At 42.7% G+C, this 17,607-nt stretch carries 20 protein-coding genes; 1 reads left to right on the top strand and 19 read right to left on the bottom strand.

Features of this window, described 5'->3' with window-relative positions:
- Nucleotides 1-9 precede the first annotated feature (9 nt).
- From BN6539_RS11980 to BN6539_RS11960, 5 genes are all read right to left on the bottom strand, one after another.
- The gene (locus tag BN6539_RS11980) at nucleotides 10-1,107 is read right to left on the bottom strand and encodes a DNA alkylation repair protein (RefSeq protein WP_067538657.1); all 1,098 of its coding nucleotides are present in this window, start codon (nucleotides 1,105-1,107) and stop codon (nucleotides 10-12) included.
- Between the two features lie 14 nt (nucleotides 1,108-1,121).
- Nucleotides 1,122-1,565 (bottom strand): hypothetical protein, encoded by a 444-nt coding sequence (locus tag BN6539_RS11975; protein WP_067538654.1) that lies wholly within the window; start codon nucleotides 1,563-1,565, stop codon nucleotides 1,122-1,124.
- Nucleotides 1,566-1,580: 15 nt separating this feature from the next.
- Entirely contained in the window at nucleotides 1,581-2,021 is a 441-nt protein-coding gene (locus BN6539_RS11970) for a hypothetical protein (protein WP_067538651.1), read from the bottom strand.
- A gap of 3 nt (nucleotides 2,022-2,024) precedes the next feature.
- Nucleotides 2,025-2,222, bottom strand: coding sequence for a helix-turn-helix transcriptional regulator (locus BN6539_RS11965; RefSeq protein ID WP_067538648.1), 198 nt, complete (start codon nucleotides 2,220-2,222; stop codon nucleotides 2,025-2,027).
- 234 nt (nucleotides 2,223-2,456) lie between these two features.
- Entirely contained in the window at nucleotides 2,457-3,053 is a 597-nt protein-coding gene (locus BN6539_RS11960) for a TetR/AcrR family transcriptional regulator (protein WP_067538638.1), read from the bottom strand.
- Between the two features lie 258 nt (nucleotides 3,054-3,311).
- On the opposite strand from BN6539_RS11960, the gene BN6539_RS11955 reads away from it, so the two are divergent.
- Nucleotides 3,312-4,574, top strand: a complete 1,263-nt coding sequence (locus BN6539_RS11955; protein WP_067538630.1) for an MFS transporter — start codon at nucleotides 3,312-3,314, stop codon at nucleotides 4,572-4,574.
- 220 nt (nucleotides 4,575-4,794) lie between these two features.
- Here the strand turns inward: BN6539_RS11955 and BN6539_RS11950 are convergent, their stop codons facing one another.
- The 14 genes from BN6539_RS11950 to BN6539_RS11900 all read right to left on the bottom strand — a co-directional run bounded on the left by BN6539_RS11950 (nucleotide 4,795) and on the right by BN6539_RS11900 (nucleotide 17,601).
- Nucleotides 4,795-5,010, bottom strand: coding sequence for a DUF1653 domain-containing protein (locus tag BN6539_RS11950; protein ID WP_067538627.1), 216 nt, complete (start codon nucleotides 5,008-5,010; stop codon nucleotides 4,795-4,797).
- Between the two features lie 40 nt (nucleotides 5,011-5,050).
- Nucleotides 5,051-5,485, bottom strand: a complete 435-nt coding sequence (locus BN6539_RS11945) for an SWIM zinc finger family protein (protein ID WP_067538623.1) — start codon at nucleotides 5,483-5,485, stop codon at nucleotides 5,051-5,053.
- Nucleotides 5,486-5,645: 160 nt separating this feature from the next.
- Nucleotides 5,646-5,714, bottom strand: a complete 69-nt coding sequence (locus tag BN6539_RS23450; protein ID WP_369907460.1) for a hypothetical protein — start codon at nucleotides 5,712-5,714, stop codon at nucleotides 5,646-5,648.
- A 177-nt stretch (nucleotides 5,715-5,891) separates the two neighbouring features.
- A complete protein-coding gene (locus tag BN6539_RS11940) occupies nucleotides 5,892-6,083 on the bottom strand; it encodes an ATP-binding protein (RefSeq protein ID WP_067538620.1) in 192 nt (63 codons plus the stop codon).
- Between the two features lie 373 nt (nucleotides 6,084-6,456).
- Entirely contained in the window at nucleotides 6,457-7,926 is a 1,470-nt protein-coding gene (locus tag BN6539_RS11935; RefSeq protein ID WP_067538616.1) for a deoxyguanosinetriphosphate triphosphohydrolase, read from the bottom strand.
- 81 nt (nucleotides 7,927-8,007) lie between these two features.
- On the bottom strand, nucleotides 8,008-8,154 hold the full coding sequence (locus BN6539_RS22605) for a hypothetical protein (protein ID WP_187375493.1): 147 nt from the start codon (nucleotides 8,152-8,154) through the stop codon (nucleotides 8,008-8,010).
- 56 nt (nucleotides 8,155-8,210) lie between these two features.
- Nucleotides 8,211-9,899 carry a recombinase family protein gene (locus BN6539_RS11930; RefSeq protein ID WP_067538612.1) on the bottom strand — a complete coding sequence of 563 codons (1,689 nt, stop codon included), beginning with the start codon at nucleotides 9,897-9,899 and terminating at the stop codon, nucleotides 8,211-8,213.
- A gap of 51 nt (nucleotides 9,900-9,950) precedes the next feature.
- Entirely contained in the window at nucleotides 9,951-10,097 is a 147-nt protein-coding gene (locus BN6539_RS22600) for a hypothetical protein (protein ID WP_003433249.1), read from the bottom strand.
- An 83-nt stretch (nucleotides 10,098-10,180) separates the two neighbouring features.
- Nucleotides 10,181-10,567, bottom strand: a complete 387-nt coding sequence (locus tag BN6539_RS11925; RefSeq protein ID WP_055151420.1) for a type II toxin-antitoxin system PemK/MazF family toxin — start codon at nucleotides 10,565-10,567, stop codon at nucleotides 10,181-10,183.
- A gap of 584 nt (nucleotides 10,568-11,151) precedes the next feature.
- The gene (locus BN6539_RS11920; RefSeq protein ID WP_003433242.1) at nucleotides 11,152-11,592 is read right to left on the bottom strand and encodes an ECF-type sigma factor; all 441 of its coding nucleotides are present in this window, start codon (nucleotides 11,590-11,592) and stop codon (nucleotides 11,152-11,154) included.
- A gap of 401 nt (nucleotides 11,593-11,993) precedes the next feature.
- Nucleotides 11,994-12,560, bottom strand: coding sequence for a metal-dependent transcriptional regulator (locus BN6539_RS11915; RefSeq protein WP_004611449.1), 567 nt, complete (start codon nucleotides 12,558-12,560; stop codon nucleotides 11,994-11,996).
- A gap of 7 nt (nucleotides 12,561-12,567) precedes the next feature.
- On the bottom strand, nucleotides 12,568-14,301 hold the full coding sequence (locus tag BN6539_RS11910) for an ABC transporter ATP-binding protein (protein ID WP_055151422.1): 1,734 nt from the start codon (nucleotides 14,299-14,301) through the stop codon (nucleotides 12,568-12,570).
- Complete coding sequence (locus BN6539_RS11905) at nucleotides 14,294-16,120, bottom strand: ABC transporter ATP-binding protein (RefSeq protein WP_055151425.1); 1,827 nt, start codon at nucleotides 16,118-16,120, stop codon at nucleotides 14,294-14,296. Before BN6539_RS11905 ends, BN6539_RS11910 begins: the two co-directional genes overlap by 8 nt.
- Nucleotides 16,121-16,122: 2 nt before the next feature.
- Complete coding sequence (locus BN6539_RS11900) at nucleotides 16,123-17,601, bottom strand: ABC transporter ATP-binding protein (RefSeq protein WP_004611452.1); 1,479 nt, start codon at nucleotides 17,599-17,601, stop codon at nucleotides 16,123-16,125.
- Nucleotides 17,602-17,607: the final 6 nt, after the last annotated feature.

Raw genomic sequence — 17,607 nt, 5'->3', positions numbered from 1 at the left:
ACTTTCATCTTACATGTTATTTTCAGTCAACTCAAAATCCGCGTTACATCGCTCCGCACCATTGACAATCAGTGTAATCGCATGCATTCCTGGGTAGTGCTTCCTTGTGGTTAAATCAGCAAAAGAAAGCTTTTTGCTGTAGAATTTCTTTTCGTTTTTGTTCAAAGAAAGTTCAGAGATCTGGAATATTTTTCTGCTTCTTTTGCCACTGGCTTTCACATAATCGACTGCATATTCCAGTCTCACTTTTGTCGCCTCATCTGTTAAAATATAAAAGGAAAAGCAAAGGTCTTCCCCCATAGCGACGGTGGTTTTATCTAATAAAAAGTCATTGACTGCAATGCAGTCAGCATTTTGATATCCGAAAATTGCCAGCACCTCGCGATCGCCCTTTTTCAGTAATGTTCTGCAGCCATGCTTTACAATCCAATCTGTGTCTTTGTTTTTGCCGTACCAATCCTTTGCCAGTTTTGCGATTCGTTCTGGATGGGTTTTAGAAATATCGTTCAGATTATTGGCGACGCTCTTCCGCACATAGGGGGAAGGATCGGCCTTTAACTGCTCCAATATGGGCAGAATCGGCGCAGGGTCTTTTTTAAATTTTGTCAGAGCCTGTGCCCACGGAAGCTGCGGGCGGCAGCCTTCGCTTGCAAGCCTTCTTACGTGTTCATTCTCGTGTTTGGACCAGGCATACATCTGTGCCATCATACGTTCTTCCTGATTTATGATAAACGGCCGCACGGCAAACTCCGAAGAGGAGTAAGGAGTATATCGTTCCAGGGCTTTTATCGATAAGTTCCAGTTCTTTTCGTCTTGCCCATAGACTTCAACAAAATCGGGGAATAGAATGCCAAAAAAGTTGGAAGAACAGGTTGACACTACTTGATCGAGTATTGCCAGCGCATCTCCATAATCTGCCGGCAGATATCTGCCTAAATTTGAACTGATTTTTCGAACTCTGGCTTTTAATTCTAAATCATCCCACGACTGATCCATTGTGGATTTCAAAAATTCGTCAACCTGAAAGGGGTGATAAACCGACTGTATCCTCTTTGCGATTTCATGAAGTGATTCGTAGTTGTACATATCTTTTAATAATTCTGCCATGTGCTGTCTCTCCTTTATTGGGAATAAAGTGATTCCCTGCTCAACTCAGAAAATAAAGTCTCGGTTTTTTTGCTGTCCTTGAAGCTGATATAGATGTCAGCATCACTCTTTCGCGCGATTCGTATCGTTGGCGATGCGTCCGCATTGACAAAGAGCATGTGTTTTCCTAAGTCCGCGGATTTAAAATTCCCTTTTAGGGTGCTTCCCATGCCGCCAAATCCGTTGGTTCTTGTGCCAATTCCGATCTCTCGCATGCTTTTTTCAATCAATGTCACGTCTTTTATATCGGTAAAATCGATTTCCAGGCCATACATGCCTTTAACCTGTATCTGCGTATCAGTCAGTTGGACACCCGGTTCTTTAAAGCCATAGAATAACATAATTGCACAAGCAGTGAGGATGAAAATTACAAGAATTGGCTTTATGACTTCCCATCTCGACTTTGTCTTTTTTGCCATTTTCCTTCCCCCCTATTAGTCAGATTCATATTTAAGGTTATACTTCGTTTTCAGCTTATAAGCGAAAAAGACTGAGAGGAACATGATGCCATACAGGATGCCCAAGGCGCTGGCTGTGATTTTTCCATCGGCAATGATCCCGACTTTTTCCACTGCCAAATCGTATCCGCAGGCTGCTATGGATATCAGTCCAAACAGTCCAAGAAAATAGATGCCTCCCTTTTGCCGCTTTTCTGTCAAAGGGTAGATGTCGTAATAGATGAACTCAACACTGCACAGCACAATCACAAAGAGAATGATCGTCAGTTCTGCCCACTTTCCTGAAGTCCATTCTATTCCATACGAGTACAGCAGTGCATTGACCAATAATAGCCCTGTCAGAGATAAGAAACCGTGCTTGAAGACATCTCCTCTTCTCAATAATTGGAGTTCGTCTAAATTTCCCCTCTTTTTCATAATCTAATCCTCCCAAAATAATTCATCTAAAGTCTTTCCCACTACCTTGCAGATTTCAATGCAGAGTTTTAGCGACGGGTAATAGTCGCCTTTTTCAATCGCATTCATCGTTTGCCGGCTGATACCGATTGCTTCTGCTAAATCTTTCTGCGTCATGTCTAGTGCCGCCCGTGCAGCCTTGAGCCTGAGATTCTTAGCCATAATGTTGTATCCCTGCTTTCATAAGCCTTCTTTTTTCTCTGCCTTGAGTTTAGCATGGAGGAAGGCAAAAAGTCAATTAACTTTGACATAAATTAAAAAAACGCTTACATCATTTCGATGTGAAGCATTTTGCATTCCCAATTATATGGTGAGCACATGTGCAGTTCGACGTACCTGTTTAACTCATAAAAAAAAATCCCGCCGGGGAAATCAATCCTCAGAGGGTCGTTAAGGTTAGCAAATTTTATTAAATAGAACAATGTCCAAAATCCGATTGAGCTTTTGACAGCAAAATTCCGGCGTGTAACGGTCAATATCATTCCATTCGAACTGCGCCATCAAATAGACGCTCATGATGATGTCTACGATGTCGTCAGGGTTTAGGTCACTGCGAAAGCTCTCTTGCTTCTGTGCCTCTAAAACCAGTTCTAAAAAAATCGCCATCATATCCATGCGCGTGGCATAGAGGGGACTGGTCTCGCAGGAATTCAAGTAGGTAATCTTTCTTGAGAGATTGATATACTGTATGGAATCCAAAATGAACACTTCCAGGACACGGCGAATTTTTTCTGCCGCATCGGCCTCGTTTTTCAAATCATGGGCGATAAAATGACGAATCTGGTCCAGCTCTTCTTCTGCAATTCCGATTAAAAGGCTTTCTTTATTGGGAAAGTAGTTATAGAGGGTGGCTTTAGAAACCTCAGAGCGTTGGGCCACGTCCTCAATGGTCGTATTTTCATACCCTTTTGTGCTGAACAATTTACGCGATGACTTCAAGATTCTGGCGCGGCATTTGCGTTTGTTTAATTCTCTGCGGGAATGTCTTACCATGGTGGACCACTCTCCTTTCCTTCTTTGCATATATTCTACACTAGAACAAAAAAAGAGGCAATTAGAATTTTCAGACTTGACACTAATTTTATACCGACGTATAATTAAACTGAATATTTAAATAAATTATAGGCGCAGGCTGCGGTAACCTATGCGCCGAAAGATTCTTATGACGTGCTGAAAGATTTGTATCATCAGTGGAACGGCTAACAAGTAAATACAGACCGGAGCACCGTCGGAAAGGATGGTGAATAACCAATGAAGGAACAAAATTATCAAGTCTACGGATACCGCTGGGTTGTACTTGGGATTTACGGATTGTGTACGGGCGTGATTCAGCTCATGTGGACTACGTTCTTCTCAATCACCACAGATGCGTGGAAGTACTATGGATTTACCGACGCGACAAAAGGAGAAAGCGCGATCAGCCTTCTTTCAATTATCTTTATGGCAGGTATGATTATCGTTTCCATTCCATCCCTTGCCGCCTTTGAACGCTTTGGCTTCAAGAAGGCAGTCGGATTCGGAGTCGTCCTTACCGGAATATGCGCTTTACTGCGTGGTCTTTTCGGAGATAGTTATACGCTGGTCTTAGTCATGACCGTCGGCTTCGCCATTGCACAGCCATTCCTCTTAAACTCACCTGGACTGGTGGCCGGCAAATGGTTCCCAGAAAGAGAGCGCGCCACGGCCAACAGCGTAGGGCTCCTCTGCAGCTATTTCGGCATGTGCGTAGGGCTGCTGCTCACACCGGTGCTGCTGGAATCGGGAATGACCATCAAAAGCATGCTGCTTACTTACGGTGCGGTAGGCGTTGTTTCGGCAATCTTATTTTTGATTTTCGTAAAAGAAAAACCGCCGACACCACCTTGCCCGGAAGAATTAGCTGGACGCTCCGATTTCAAAGAGGGCATTAAATTCGCTCTAAAAAAGAAAAATTTCATCCTGGCATTATTAATGTTTTTCTGTGTATTCGGCGTATTTAACACCTTCTTTACCATGATCGAGCCAATCCTGCGCAACCTGACAAATGAAGGCGTCGACGCCACACAGGTCGGCATTATCGGCGTTATCATCCTGGGAATCGGCATCATCGGCAGCTTGATCATATCCTTGATTTCCGATAAGGATAAACAACATAAGCGGCTGCCATATATGATTGTCGTCAACATCATCGGCTGCGTCGGCTTTGCACTTTTCCTCGCCATGAAAGGCTTTGGCGGCCTGGCCATCGCCGCAGCAATTTACGGATTCTTTATCGTCGGCGGCGCACCGCTGACCCTGACCTTTGCCGCAGAATCCTGCTATCCGACCTCAGAAGGAACCTCCGAAGGCCTGCTCATGTTCATGGGCAATGTCGCCGGCGTTATCTTCCTGGGCGCCGCGAGCCTCTTCGGAACAAATCACCGCATGCTGATGGTGGCCATGATCGCCGTCACCGTCTTCTATATCGTGCTCATGTTCTTTGCAAAAGAGATTAAGCTAGAGAAAGCGAAACAAGAAGAGAAGATTGCACAGTGATAGGTTGAGTTGAAAACTGATTGGATAGGCTGACTTGATTAGATAGAAAAAGCCTGGATAAGAAATTGGCTTGGATCCATCATCTTAGATGAAAGTACAATTAGCCTCGATAAGAAATTGGCTTGGATAGAAACACGAGCCGCTATCATAAGCGGCTCGTGTTTTTGATTGATGTAAGCTAGTTAAGGGGGATATTGCCCTGCGATTTACTTTTCGAAAGTTACTCCCCGATATAGGTAAACCGTTTGTATGTTTTGCCATCGCGGCTCACCGTCTCATTCCACATGGACGCCGGGCGGACCCAGATCCCCCTCTCGCCGTAAAGCGCGCGGTAGACTACCATGGGTTCCAGCGTCTCGCTGTGCTTTGCAATATATAGCACTTCGTATTCGTTGCCTTTGAAATGGCGATAACGCCCCGGGATGATTTTGTCCATGTTGTTCCTCCAAAATAAGTACGATTCATTTCTGACTTAGTTACCGATAATAGGTTTCTCGTTCCTCAAGTTCAACCATTGCCGCCAACAATCGTTCTTGCAGCTCCGCCTTCGAAAGGCTCTTCACATACTTCTTTAAATCCTCATAGTGCTGCTGATTTCGTTCTTCTTCCTCAGCCTCCCATTCCTCTACTTCTTTTAAGAAGTCCTTTGCAACCTTCGGTTCGGCGGTGAAGTAGAGAGCGATCATATGCTTGCAGATGACGCTTCGTCCTTCAGCAAATGGGCAATTGCAGGTAGATTTCCTCGGATGCGCTTTATCTATATGTACAGTGTAACGATTGACCCCACTGCCAGAGACAATTCCATCATAAGTATCCGTCCTCGTCTGTTCCCATGAGACAACCTTTTTGTTCTCGTAATAATCCATTCCACGCCAGACGGAGTTACCGCTGGCCATTTCTATCAGACCCATGTGAGGTTTCCTTTCTTTGTAACATGTAAATATTGTTATGATCTACCACAAAAGCTTTTGTTCAATCAAAACGGCAGTTCTTACTCGCTAGACTTTCCATTGTTAATTTTTATCCGTATTTAAACATCACTCTTTATTCCTCATATTTTGCTACATACTTTTAGTTTTTACTATTCGGTTTATCTGGGATTGTCATCGCTAACTTCCCAACTTGAATAAGAGGATTCAGATAATTTTAAGTGAAATTCTTCGCATCCTTATATCAAAAAAAACTCCATAATTTCATGCTTACTTCTAGGCTCTCTACAATACTCCCATATTTGATTTTATTTATTTTTTTTTGGGGGGTATCTTAGGGGATGTTAGAAATCTGCTGTTCCAGAAACTATTTATTTTTAATTGCCCGTTACACCATGAAAGCCTCTGTCCGGTATTCCGGGTCGGGCAATCCTGCCTGCTCCATTTCATAGTACATACGATCAACACCTTCCCCAAACTCACGTACATATTCATATTCGTGCAGTAATTCGGCAATTTTGAGGTTTTTTGAAAAGTGAATTTCTCTCATATTGTTTAAGTAAACAATTCCCGGAAGCATGCTAGGGCTTCCTTTCTGCTACTATCCACAGCACATATATTTAATTAAGCCCCGCCCATTTTAACCTTACTATCCATTTGCATAACAAGCAGATTAGCGAAACATAATAGTAACTTTATTTATTATTTTACACTTCCGTCAAATCAGTTGCAAGGAGTTATTAAAATAGCTGCCAATGCTTTGTTCGCATCAGCAGCTAATCGCTTTAAGTTCGGTATTTTACCTCAATATCTTTTTTTCTTTAATTAGCCTTCCAGATCAACCTCGAGTTTGACTTTCTCATACTGTTTCCTGTCGCTCAAGAGACATGCCATTTTAACGGTATTACCAAATTTCCATAAAATCATGTTGTCATACATAGATTATTATATTTTCATTCTAGCCCCGACATTTTTTTATACAATGTTTTTGCATATCCATCCGTCATTCCGCTTATAAAATCCGTCGCAATTAATATTCTACGATACAAGAGTTCTATCTCATCTGTAATAGCATCCGTTTCCTTTGCTTTAAAGTAATCATTAATGTAATTAGAGGAAATAAGAGTAATTACTTTTTTGTCTTGCATTGTCATCACTCCATAATTATCAAATCGGACAACAGCCGGAACAAACTTATCTAACAAAAAATTAAGAATAATCTGCGCAGATATTTCCGGCTCCACAATCACGCGCGAATCAAAAACAAATTCACTCATTGCCTTTTTTAATAATTTTTCTGTTAAGCTATGATTATTATCATAGAATAAATCATAGTTAAATTTTCCTTGCAAAATATCCTCATAACTTTTTGAAAATCTCCAGCACACAACATACATCAACCATTTTCTAAGGTATGTTCCCCATTGGCTCATTACTTTGGCCTTATCTTTTTCTGTTTCATTAAGAGAATTCAATTTGTCAATGATTTCTTTTGTTCTATCCATATGCTGTTGAGATTCCCTGTTTTTTTCTCCCAATGCCTCATATGTATTTTCGAAAAAATGCAACAACTCATCAACGCTGACTATTCCCGACTTTACTGCATCCTCCAAATCGGCAGTCATATATGCGATATCGTCTGCTGCCTCAACTAAATATGCCAAAGGATTGCGAATCACTTCCCCATCTGCGTTCACAGTGCCCACTTTTTCAGCAATTTGTAAAAAAGTGCTTTCTTCAGCCTGGTAGCACCCCATTTTGTGTCTAATATGAGCTTCTCCTATTTCGTCGCATCTTGTGGGATATTTAATCAACGCGCTAATAATCGAAAATGGCAAATTAATCTCTGATTGGTGCCGCGCCTTCGATAGAATTCTCAAAGCCTGAGCATTACCTTCAAAATTCTCTAAATCTGTAATTTGCTTCTTACTCAACAAATCTGAAGCAGGCTTTTCATCATTGCACCTTAAAAGATAAATATCTTTAAGATTACCCTTAAACCATTCCCTTATTATTTCTTCACCGACATGCCCAAATGGTGGATTCCCAAGATCATGCAATAATCCAGCACAAGATAAAACTGCTTCAATATCACCAACTCTTTGGGACTTTAATTTTTCATTGTTCTGCTCGTTACAGTCAATTGGCAAATGCTGATATAACGATGTATTTTGAAAACACATAATTCCTAACTGTTTTGCGATTGTCGATACTTCTATAGAATGTGTTAATCTGGTTCTGACAAAATCACTCTTAGACAATGGAAAAACCTGAGTCTTATCCTGCAGCCTTCTAAATGCCGCACTAGAAACAATCCGCTCATAATCCCTTTCAAATGGGCTTATATAATAATCATCAAATGCTTTTGGATCCTTCTCTTCATTAATTAACCGAGTTTGTGTTAATAGTTTTTTCCATTCCATAAATATTGTCCTCCCATAGTTCTCTTACGTTCTATATTTTGTTCAAATACAATTTATGCTTTTCTCATATCTTGCGCTGATTCAATTCTTCTGTGGGCTAGCTTCTAATTTTGGTAAATCATTTAAACTTACCACTTCCAATGTCGAGATAAGCTCATTTTCAAAATTTGTTGTATAGATGCCAATAACAATACCTTTAGCAGAAATAGTTTTTTTCACGGTCGCCATACAAATTCTCCTATTCTCACATCACCAACTGCCTTTTCCAAATTCAGCTTTGACATTTATAATACTGTCTGGTGACTTGTATGGGACAAAAGAATTACCGTCTCAACGGTATTACCAGATTCCCACAAAATCTTCCTTACTTCTTTACCATCACGATATATCGGAAAGTTAAACTCAATAGACTTTAACGGCATTTCCGATTCACCATGCGGATAAATTTGAACTTCCTTTATAAGATAAGTAATTATACTCTTCTTTTCTTCATCACTTATTATATCATAGAGTTTTCCGAAATTAAGCATGATTTTGTAAATGTTGTCCAGAGTGATTGCCTCCATCTCAATGGAATTTCTCCTAAGTTTTGCATCCTCGATTCGTTCTTCCAGCTCCACAATCGTATCATACAGTCCATCAAGACGTAATATCATATCGTGAAGTTTTCTTTCTCTATAACGAGCATCAATTGGTAAATTATCAATCTCTCGCTCCAACCGTGCCTTGTTTAGGTCAACTTCTTTTAACTTTCTCTCATAATTAGCAAGCTCTTTATCAATCATAGAAGTATCTGTCTGTGCACCAATTCGTTTTTCAATTTCCTGGGCAAAGTATTTGTCGCTGACCAATTCTTTCACTGCTTCAATTACCAAAGGCTCTATTTCTGTTTTTCTCAATGAAGCTTTGTAATCACAATGATGGCCCCTCTCCTGCTTATTTCTTCCACATATATAATAGTAAACTTCTTTATATGTGCCATCTTTGTTTGTCCATGCATGTTTATTGGTATACATTGAGCTTCCACAAATCGGACATTTTAATAGGCCGGTTAAAAGGTGCGCTCTATCTTTTCCGATTTTTGATGGTTGCTTAACTCCTGTTGCCAATCGTTTCGCATGAACTTTTTGCCAAAGTTCTTCACTGATAATAGCTTCGTGTTGCCCATCCTCTAAAATATAATCATCTGTATGAACTTGTTTATATTCATTCTTCGTTCCTTTAACCTTTTCTCGTGTCCTTCTTCCATAAGCAATTTTACCGCAGTAAACAGGATTATCTAATATTAAACGTATAAAATGACTGCTCCATGTTTCTAATTTACCATTTTGACGAGGTATCTTTTTGATTCCTTGAAGATTCAGGTATTTTGCAATCCCACCAAGTCCAATATCTGAATTACCAAATTTATCATATATAATTCTTATGGCTTCTGCCTCAGTTTCTTGAATTAGGAGCTTATTATCTTTCAGATAATATCCATACGGAGCGAATCCTCCATTCCAACCGCCTTGTCTTGCCTTTTCTCTTCGTCCGTTCATCGTCTGCTCTATAATATTTTCTCTCTCTATTTCAGCCACAGCCGAAAGGACAGAAATCAAAAGTTTGCCACTGGTTTGTGATGAGTCGATTCCTTCTTCTATGCAGATAAGGTTTATCCCATAAGATTGTACAAATTCCAAAGAGTTTAGAATATCCGCTGCATTTCTACCAAAACGAGAAAGTTTATATACCAGAATATAATCAATTTCCAATCCATACTTTATATCGGAAAGCATTTTCTTAAATGCTGGCCGTCCTTCGATAGATTTTCCAGATTTCCCTGCATCCTCATAAATACCCACAATCTCCATTTCTTCACGATCCGCAAACCGCTTTAAACTGTTTTTCTGTCCTTCAAGACTATATCCATCAACCTGCATCTCAGTACTTACTCTTGGATACAAAACACATTTTTTTCCTTCTCTATTCATCTTTCCACCTCCGAAAATTCAGGAAAATGTGATATGTAAAGCTGCGCAAATTTACGCAGCATAATCTAACTCATGCAAAACAATCTTTCCATATTTTTCAATGATCTGTGTCATTGCTTTAATAAAAACCTCAAACGCTTCTTGTTCATTTTCTGAATTAGAAAATAATTGTTCCGCATTTTGTTTTACATCTTCCATTCAAATACCTCCGCTATATCCAAAGCGACTGTATGCTCAAATTATAAAAATACAATCTTGATATTACCAATGTGCGATTACCGTTATTTCTTTCTGATTGTACATTTTCTATCCGAACAAATGCGAAGCGAAATACTAATGGCAAGAGCTGTATCAACTCTTGCCATTATATTTTCCGGGATAATTCCCAAATAACTTTTTAATCTTTGCTTATCAATCGTTCGTATTTGTTCAAGAAGGATGATTGAATTTTTTTCCAGACCATCGAAATTTTCAGTAGGAATGTGTGTGGGTAATTTTGTCTTTCCTCTTGCCCGACTTGTGATTGCTGCAACGATTACAGTAGGACTATATCTGTTGCCTATATCATTAGAGATAATAAGTACAGGTCTTATCCCGCCCTGTTCTGAACCAATCACAGGATTTAAGTCGGCGTAATATATTTGACCACGTCTATATGTTTTTTCCATCTTTATAACCTCCAATCTATATTCGACAAATAATAATTCTGTCTATGTAATAAGCCAGGCAAAAGGCTTTTTGAGGTCTGGAGCATATAAAACAAAGCTCTGTTCTCATTGATAACCTTGTGTCTGGCTTTATGATCATGGCATTTCTATTTGTCCTCGACACCCCGAAATGCAAATACGAAAAAGCGCAGGGAAGTCGCCAAACGGTCAGCAGCGAACTGACTCCACGGGAGTTTCACCCCAACTGACGGTCTGCCAGAGCCGCCCTCATTGCCTGCGGCGGATTGGATACCGCTCGGACTGTGACTGGACGGGAGTACCATTATGCTCTTTGTGGGTTATGGCGAAACCGGGGGCTACCCGATATTTGGAGTCAGTATAGGCTCGCTCACCACCTTTCATCGCTATTTGCTTGTCGGCAGGTCTTGGCGTACTGCTCCGCACGCTTATGCTCATCACAATCACAAAGAGGAAGTATTTGGCGAATGACTATTCGGTTGTCAAGGAACAATCCTGTTTTTGCCACACAAAGGAAAACAGGGTGGAGGATTTCGTCCTCTCACCCTGTCGCCAATGGGAACCTATCAATTTCCCCTCACGTTAAAATATTTTTTGATTTTTTCTTTTAACCTGTCCATGCGTCTGTAAACCGCCTTTTCGGTAATCTTCAGATACCTGGCGATTTCATGGGTGCTATACCCCTGGATCTTCATCAGAACGATCTGCAGGGTAAGCCTGTCCACAGTGATCAGTACATGATACAATTCCTGATTTTCAATATGATCCAAAAAATCTTGTACTGTTTTCGGTTCTGCCTGATCGTTGGATGCTGCTACGGTATCCAGATATGTACCTGTTTCCTGCACACGCTCATAATAGCGTCTGTCTGAATTAAATGCCTGACGGTCATAGAGACGGATTGCTTCAATCATATCTTCAGAAACACCGCTGTCTCTTAAAATCTTTTCTTCTTTCTCTTTCCAGAGCTTCCATTTGCGCTCTGCTTTTCCATGGTTATATGCCATTTTCCTTACCTCCAATCTGATTTGTTTGAAATCTCAGATTGGAAAGGGCGGAGAACGGCAGCCGATACCGGAAGAAGGCTTATCCCTTTTCCCGACAAATATCGACAAACAAAAAACCGCAAAGGCTGTTAAACCTTTGCGGCAGTAAGAAAAATAAGAGCTATGTTGTAGAACTAAAACTTCTATATTAGGGGCGTGAGCGTGCCACCAACAGAAGAAGATTTTTTTGAGAGGCTATCCTCATTCCTATATGAAATTATGTAGGTAGTTGCTGCTTTGAATAAGCAGCGGGGCGTCTGAAGCAGACCAGCACATAAAAAATCCCTCCAAACCCAAAACGGGTTCAGAGGGAAGATGTGTAATAAGGCATGATGAAGCCGCCCACCGAAACACCGTTTTTTTTATTCGGTGGGCTTATCCTTTATCTCTTTTGACAGGGCAGAAATCTCGTTTTCCTGATTTCTAAAGGCAGCCTTTTTCAACCGTTCAAAGCTTTCATTACTGATTACATGTTCTATCCGGCAGGCATCGACTTCTGCGGTTTCAGGATCAACACCTGCTGCGATAAGCTGTTCCGTAAAGAAGCAATGGCGCTCATAAATCTTTTCGGCAACCTCCCGGCCCACATCGGTCAAATGGAGAAGGTGATCTTCATCCATTATGAGAAAGCCGCCGTCTTTCAGGGTGTTGACCGCCACACAAACACTCGGTTTTGACACTCCCATGTGCCGGGCAACATCTACGGAGCGCACCATACCCATTTTCTTATGGAGAACAAGGATGGTTTCCAGATAGTCCTCCCCGGACGGAGTTATTACGGGCTTCATAAACTCTTTGCTTTCCTTCGTCTGTTTTTTTTGCAATTCTTCCCATGCTTCACGAATAACCAATGAAAACATCCATGTGCGCCCCCCTTTCTTCTTGCTAGCAGATGATTTCCAAATACTCCCAGTGTTATGCTCCTGCATATACCAATTACACAGTCCATCCAAGGCTTTCCTGCTGAATATGATACAACTTTTCATACAGCCCTTTCTTTTTCATCAATTCTCCATGCGTTCCTTGCTCGACCAGTTTACCATCTTTCAAAACGATGATCTGGTCGGCATCCACCACAGTACGGAGCCGGTGAGCAATCATAATGACCGTCTTACCCTCCACCAGCTTTGCAATGGCCCGCTGGATTAAAACCTCGTTCTCCGGGTCAAGAGATGCTGTTGCTTCATCAAGAAGAATAATCGGGGCATCTTTCAGCAGAGCGCGGGCAATGGAGATTCGCTGACGTTCTCCTCCAGAAAGAGTGCTGCCGTTCTCCCCCAAGATAGTCTGATAACCATCCGGCAATCGCTGGATAAATTCGTTACAGTACGCTGCCTTTGCCGCCGCCATGACCTGCTCTTCGGTAGCGTTCATGTTGCCTACGCGGATGTTATTAAAAACAGTGTCGTTGAACAAGGTCACATCCTGAAATACAAAGGACATACAGCGCATCAGGTGTTCCGGTTCAATGGTGCGGACATCCATACCACCAATGGAAATCTGACCTTTTCTTACATCCCAAAAGCGGGCAATGAGTTTGGAAATTGTGCTTTTGCCGCTACCGGAAGGCCCTACTAGGGCTGTTACGCTGCCAGTTGGAATAGAAAAAGATACATCCTTGATAACATCGTCCCGGTTATATCCGAAAGTGACATTTTTCAATTCAATGTCATAGTTAGCCATATCCTTATCTTCGCCCTCCATAACAGGGGTGGTCAGCAGGGTACGCATACGGTTGGTAACAGTCCCCAAATGAAACAGAGAGGTTAACTGCGAAAGGATGGCAAGGATTGGGCCGTAAATCTGCGTGGAGAACATGAACAGCACCAGCAAAGGAAGCAGTTCAATTTGACCGCCAGTTATCAGTACCGTTCCAATAAAAATGGTGATACCAAGACCTGCTTGCAGAACCAGGCTGGCTCCCTGAACCAGAATACCAGAGGCCAGTTCCACCCTGATGGCGATTTTTCTCATGGCTTGGAGTGCTTTGTCCAGCGTGGAGAAACGGGAACCGCTAAGGCCGCAGGATTTAATAATTTTGATACCTTCCAGGTATTCCTGAATCTGGCTGGACGCCTCCAACTTCACATCCACCTGTTTATCAAACAGACGGAGTTGCAGCTTGCGTCTGCACCAGATGATAAGAAATGTGACCGGCATCGTACAGAAAATCGCAAGGGCCATTCTCCAGTCAAAAAATGCCAGACAAATGCAGGTCAGGGTGACAGAGATAATATTTGCGATCAGCGGCGGAATGGTACTGCTGAGCATGGATTCCATGCTGCTGCAATCCGCCATCATGTTTGTGGTAATATCAGATAAATCTTTTGTGTTAAAGAAGCTCATGGGGAGCTTGCGAAGATGTTCTGCGATCCGAAGTCTGGTCGTGCTGGCCTCTTTATAAGAAGCAATGTAGGTTTTTCTATAATCATTTTTTGCAGCCAGGAATACCAGAATAGCCGCAACCACTCCCAGTCCCAGCAGCTTCCACAGTGCGTCCCATGAAATTGCTTCTCCGGTGAACGGTTTCAGCAGTTCCCAAAAAAGTAGGCAGGCTACCATTGAAGGAAGTAGCAGTGCAATATTGGTTATTGTGCAGGCTGTAATTGCTTTTTTTAAGTCGGAGTAGCCTTTCTCCGATAGCATTAACTTTTCTTTCAGCTTACTCATAGATCACACCGCCTTTCCTTGTACTGATTTTCCAGTTGATCGACTCCGTATAGCTGCTCCACATCTGCGCGTATTTTCCACCCTTCTTCAGCAACTCGTCATGGGTGCCAGATTCAATCAGGTGTCCTTTTTCCATGACAAGGATCTGGTCAGCGTTGCGAATCGTAGACAGACGATGGGCAATCATTACAACCGTTTTATTCTGGATTAGCTTTTCAAAGGCTTTTTGAATCAGGTACTCATTTTCCGGGTCGCTGAATGCGGTTGCCTCGTCCAGTACGATGATAGGGGCATCCTTTACGATAGCCCTTGCAATGGCAATCCGTTGGCGTTCACCACCTGAGAGATGAACGCCGGTGCTTCCAATCACAGTCTGATAACCGTTTGGAAGTTGCTCGATAAATTCGTGGCATCTTGCCGCCTTTGCCGCCGCAATCACCTGTTCCTCCGTAGCATCTGGATTTCCCATGCGGATGTTATCCAGGATGCTCTGCTTAAAGAGGAATGTATCCTGAAATACAAAGCTGACCTTATCCATCAGCGCATCCAGCGGAATATCCCGAATGTCAACACCACCGATTTGAATACTTCCGTCCGTCACATCATAAAATCGGGAGATTAGGTTGGCTATGGTACTTTTACCGCCACCGGAAGGGCCGACAACGGCTGTTACCTTGCCATGAGGCGCAAGGAAAGAGACATGAGCCAGGGCCTTGACTTGGGAATCAGTTTCATAGGAAAAGCTGACATCCTGAAAAGCAATGTCATAGTTTTGTATAACAGCCTTTGTATTCTTTTCCGGCAGAACCGGGATACGCAAGATTTCATCCATGCGCTCTACATTGCCGTCAATCTGCGTAAAGGACTCCGAGATAAACATGATCTTATTCAGGATACCGGAAATCGCATGTACAATAATCAGGTAGAAAATGAATGTCAACGAATACTCTCTGAAATCCGTAGTATGCATCCCGATCAGAACACCTACCGGAATTAAAAACAGATAAATATTGTTGATGATTGTGGTAAATGCAGGCATACAGTTTTGCCAGCCCAATGCGTACTCCAGCACGAAAGAGGTATAGTCCTTAATAGATTTGCTCAACCGCTTAAAAGAATCTGCGGTCTGATTAAATGCTTTGATCTCCGGCATACCGCGCACATATTCCACAGAGGCGCTGTTCATGTTCTCCTGGGCGGTCTGAAAACGGTGCATTTTTTCCTTTGCTTCACCGTTGAATCCTGCAAACTGAACGATGAAGGCCAGAACAATACCAACCAGACAAACCACACCATACCGCCAGTCAATCCCAAGAAGAATAATGACCAGAACAAGCGGTGCGACCAAAGAGGCGACAAAATCCGGGAGCTGGTGAGCAATAAATTTCTCAACGCTTTCAATGTTTTCGTCCATGATTTTTCTCAGTTTGCCGCTGCCCAAGGTCAGATGATACCCAAGCGGAATATGCATAATGTGGTCGGCAAAGGCCACCTTCAATTCATAAAGCGTTCCAAACGCTGCAATGTGGGAACACAGTAAGGCAAAAAAGTAAAATACGATGTTCCCCAAAATACCAGCCAGGGCAAGCCAGCCCCAGGTTGAGATTGCAGAAACATTCAAGAGCGACATATCCGGGTAAACAAACAGGATTTCCCGAACGATGTAATAAATTGATAAATAAGGTGCAAAAGAACAAATTGCTGCCAGCGCAGCCAGAAACCCTGATAGAAACAAAAGCCATTTATGACCCGAAGCTAATTCCAGGCAACGCGCCAGTCCAGTCTTTGCCTTCGGCTGTTTCTCATTTTGCTGTGTCATTCCTAACCCTCCTTTTGGTCATACCCAATTTTTTTCAAAAGAAGCTCTGCTCCTCTGATTTGAAAATCATCAGTAATATATCCGTTTTCAAGGCGCATTGCCCGCTCGCAACAGGCAAGCGCACACTCTGCGTCATGGGTAATGACGATAATGGTGCGCCCCATCTTCGCCAGTTTGCGGATCATCCGGCTGACATTCCGCATATTCGTGCCGTCCAGCCCACTTGTAGGTTCGTCAAGTATGATAATAGGTGCTTCGTGTATCAGAGCTACGCCAAGAGCCAGCCTCTGCTTTTGCCCTCCTGACAGCGTAGAGGGATGCTGTTTGATGAACGGCGTCAGTTCCAGGGCTTCCAGAATTTCTTCTGCCGCTTGCTTCCGCTCCGGGCTGGCCTCTGAGCCAGTAGTCAGTTCGTCCAGCAAATCCTCACCGAATAGCTGGCTGTCTAAATCCTGGGGAATGTACCAGACCTTTCCCAAGCGGTCTTTGGGTCTGCAATGCTTTCCGAATAAAACGACTTCGCCGGATTTCTCTTTCAAAAGCCCTGCCAAGATTCGCCCTATGGTGCTTTTGCCCGTTCCGTTGGGGCCGATCAGGGCAATCACTTCTCCCTTACGGCATTGAAAGTCAATATCCTTAGCTACAATTGTTTCACCAAAAGAGTGGTTCAGTTTTTTCACTTTCAGGACAACCTCGCCGGTTGCCGCAGACGGGATTTCCGTCTGCTCAATCTGATGCAGGTCAGGAGTGCGAAGTCCCAATGCCTGGATTTCCTTATTAGTCAGAGCTTTCATTTGTTGTGCGGTAAATTCACGCACAATTTTTCCTTTCTGCACACACAGGAAGCGGTCTGCCAGATCCATCAGATAATAAAGCCGGTGTTCTGCTATGATAATGGTTTTTCCCTGCTGTTTCAAATCGCAGATAATGTCCGCAAAGCGATAAGTAGATGCAATATCCAGATTGGCAGACGGTTCATCCATTACATAGATTTCCGGGTCTATCGCCTCTGCCGATGCAATCGCAACCTTCTGGCGCATTCCATAGGACAGGCTGTGCAGGCTATGATCCAGAATGTTTTGAATCTTAATGTCCGCCGCCGCCCGGTGAACATGGTTCCGAATTTCCTCATGGGAATAACCGTAGTTTTCACAGCCGAAAGCAACCTCACCGGCAACCTCATTGGCAAAAAACTGGCTCCTGGGGTCTTGGAATACATTCCCTACGATTTTGCCGCGCTCCCAGGACGGAATTTCTTTCAGCGGTTTCCCGTCCACAAAAACATCCCCGCTTAATTCCCCCTCGTAAAAATAGGGGATCAGTCCGTTAATCACTCTTGTCAAAGAGCTTTTTCCACTTCCTGATGGGCCGGTCATAACAATGACTTCTCCGGCAGCAATGTCTAACGATATATGTTCCAGTTGATTTCCGTTCCCGCCATAGGAAAAGGTCAGGTCACGGATCATTATTTCTTTTCCCATTCCATT

This window comes from Emergencia timonensis (assembly GCF_900086585.1).
Classification (GTDB): Bacteria; Bacillota; Clostridia; order Peptostreptococcales; family Anaerovoracaceae; genus Senimuribacter; species Senimuribacter timonensis.
Note: the sequence above shows the minus strand (reverse complement) of the source record. Positions and strands in the feature narration are given on the sequence as shown.

Bases quoted from the DNA above. Each gene is read 5' to 3' on its own strand.
- BN6539_RS11970 (WP_067538651.1), bottom strand. From the start codon at position 2,021: ATGAAAAAGAGGGGAAATTTAGACGAACTCCAATTATTGAGAAGAGGA.
- BN6539_RS11935 (WP_067538616.1), bottom strand. From the start codon at position 7,926: ATGGAATGGAAAAAACTATTAACACAAACTCGGTTAATTAATGAAGAG.
- BN6539_RS11915 (WP_004611449.1), bottom strand. From the start codon at position 12,560: ATGCAGGAGCATAACACTGGGAGTATTTGGAAATCATCTGCTAGCAAG.
- BN6539_RS11980 (WP_067538657.1), bottom strand. From the start codon at position 1,107: ATGGCAGAATTATTAAAAGATATGTACAACTACGAATCACTTCATGAA.
- BN6539_RS11940 (WP_067538620.1), bottom strand. From the start codon at position 6,083: ATGCTTCCGGGAATTGTTTACTTAAACAATATGAGAGAAATTCACTTT.
- BN6539_RS11975 (WP_067538654.1), bottom strand. From the start codon at position 1,565: ATGGCAAAAAAGACAAAGTCGAGATGGGAAGTCATAAAGCCAATTCTT.
- BN6539_RS22605 (WP_187375493.1), bottom strand. From the start codon at position 8,154: ATGGCGACCGTGAAAAAAACTATTTCTGCTAAAGGTATTGTTATTGGC.
- BN6539_RS11960 (WP_067538638.1), bottom strand. From the start codon at position 3,053: ATGGTAAGACATTCCCGCAGAGAATTAAACAAACGCAAATGCCGCGCC.
- BN6539_RS11950 (WP_067538627.1), bottom strand. From the start codon at position 5,010: ATGGACAAAATCATCCCGGGGCGTTATCGCCATTTCAAAGGCAACGAA.
- BN6539_RS11900 (WP_004611452.1), bottom strand. From the start codon at position 17,601: ATGGGAAAAGAAATAATGATCCGTGACCTGACCTTTTCCTATGGCGGG.
- BN6539_RS11920 (WP_003433242.1), bottom strand. From the start codon at position 11,592: ATGGCATATAACCATGGAAAAGCAGAGCGCAAATGGAAGCTCTGGAAA.
- BN6539_RS11945 (WP_067538623.1), bottom strand. From the start codon at position 5,485: ATGGGTCTGATAGAAATGGCCAGCGGTAACTCCGTCTGGCGTGGAATG.
- BN6539_RS11910 (WP_055151422.1), bottom strand. From the start codon at position 14,301: ATGAGTAAGCTGAAAGAAAAGTTAATGCTATCGGAGAAAGGCTACTCC.
- BN6539_RS22600 (WP_003433249.1), bottom strand. From the start codon at position 10,097: ATGGAAGATGTAAAACAAAATGCGGAACAATTATTTTCTAATTCAGAA.
- BN6539_RS11925 (WP_055151420.1), bottom strand. From the start codon at position 10,567: ATGGAAAAAACATATAGACGTGGTCAAATATATTACGCCGACTTAAAT.
- BN6539_RS11965 (WP_067538648.1), bottom strand. From the start codon at position 2,222: ATGGCTAAGAATCTCAGGCTCAAGGCTGCACGGGCGGCACTAGACATG.
- BN6539_RS11905 (WP_055151425.1), bottom strand. From the start codon at position 16,120: ATGACACAGCAAAATGAGAAACAGCCGAAGGCAAAGACTGGACTGGCG.
- BN6539_RS11955 (WP_067538630.1), top strand. From the start codon at position 3,312: ATGAAGGAACAAAATTATCAAGTCTACGGATACCGCTGGGTTGTACTT.
- BN6539_RS11930 (WP_067538612.1), bottom strand. From the start codon at position 9,899: ATGAATAGAGAAGGAAAAAAATGTGTTTTGTATCCAAGAGTAAGTACT.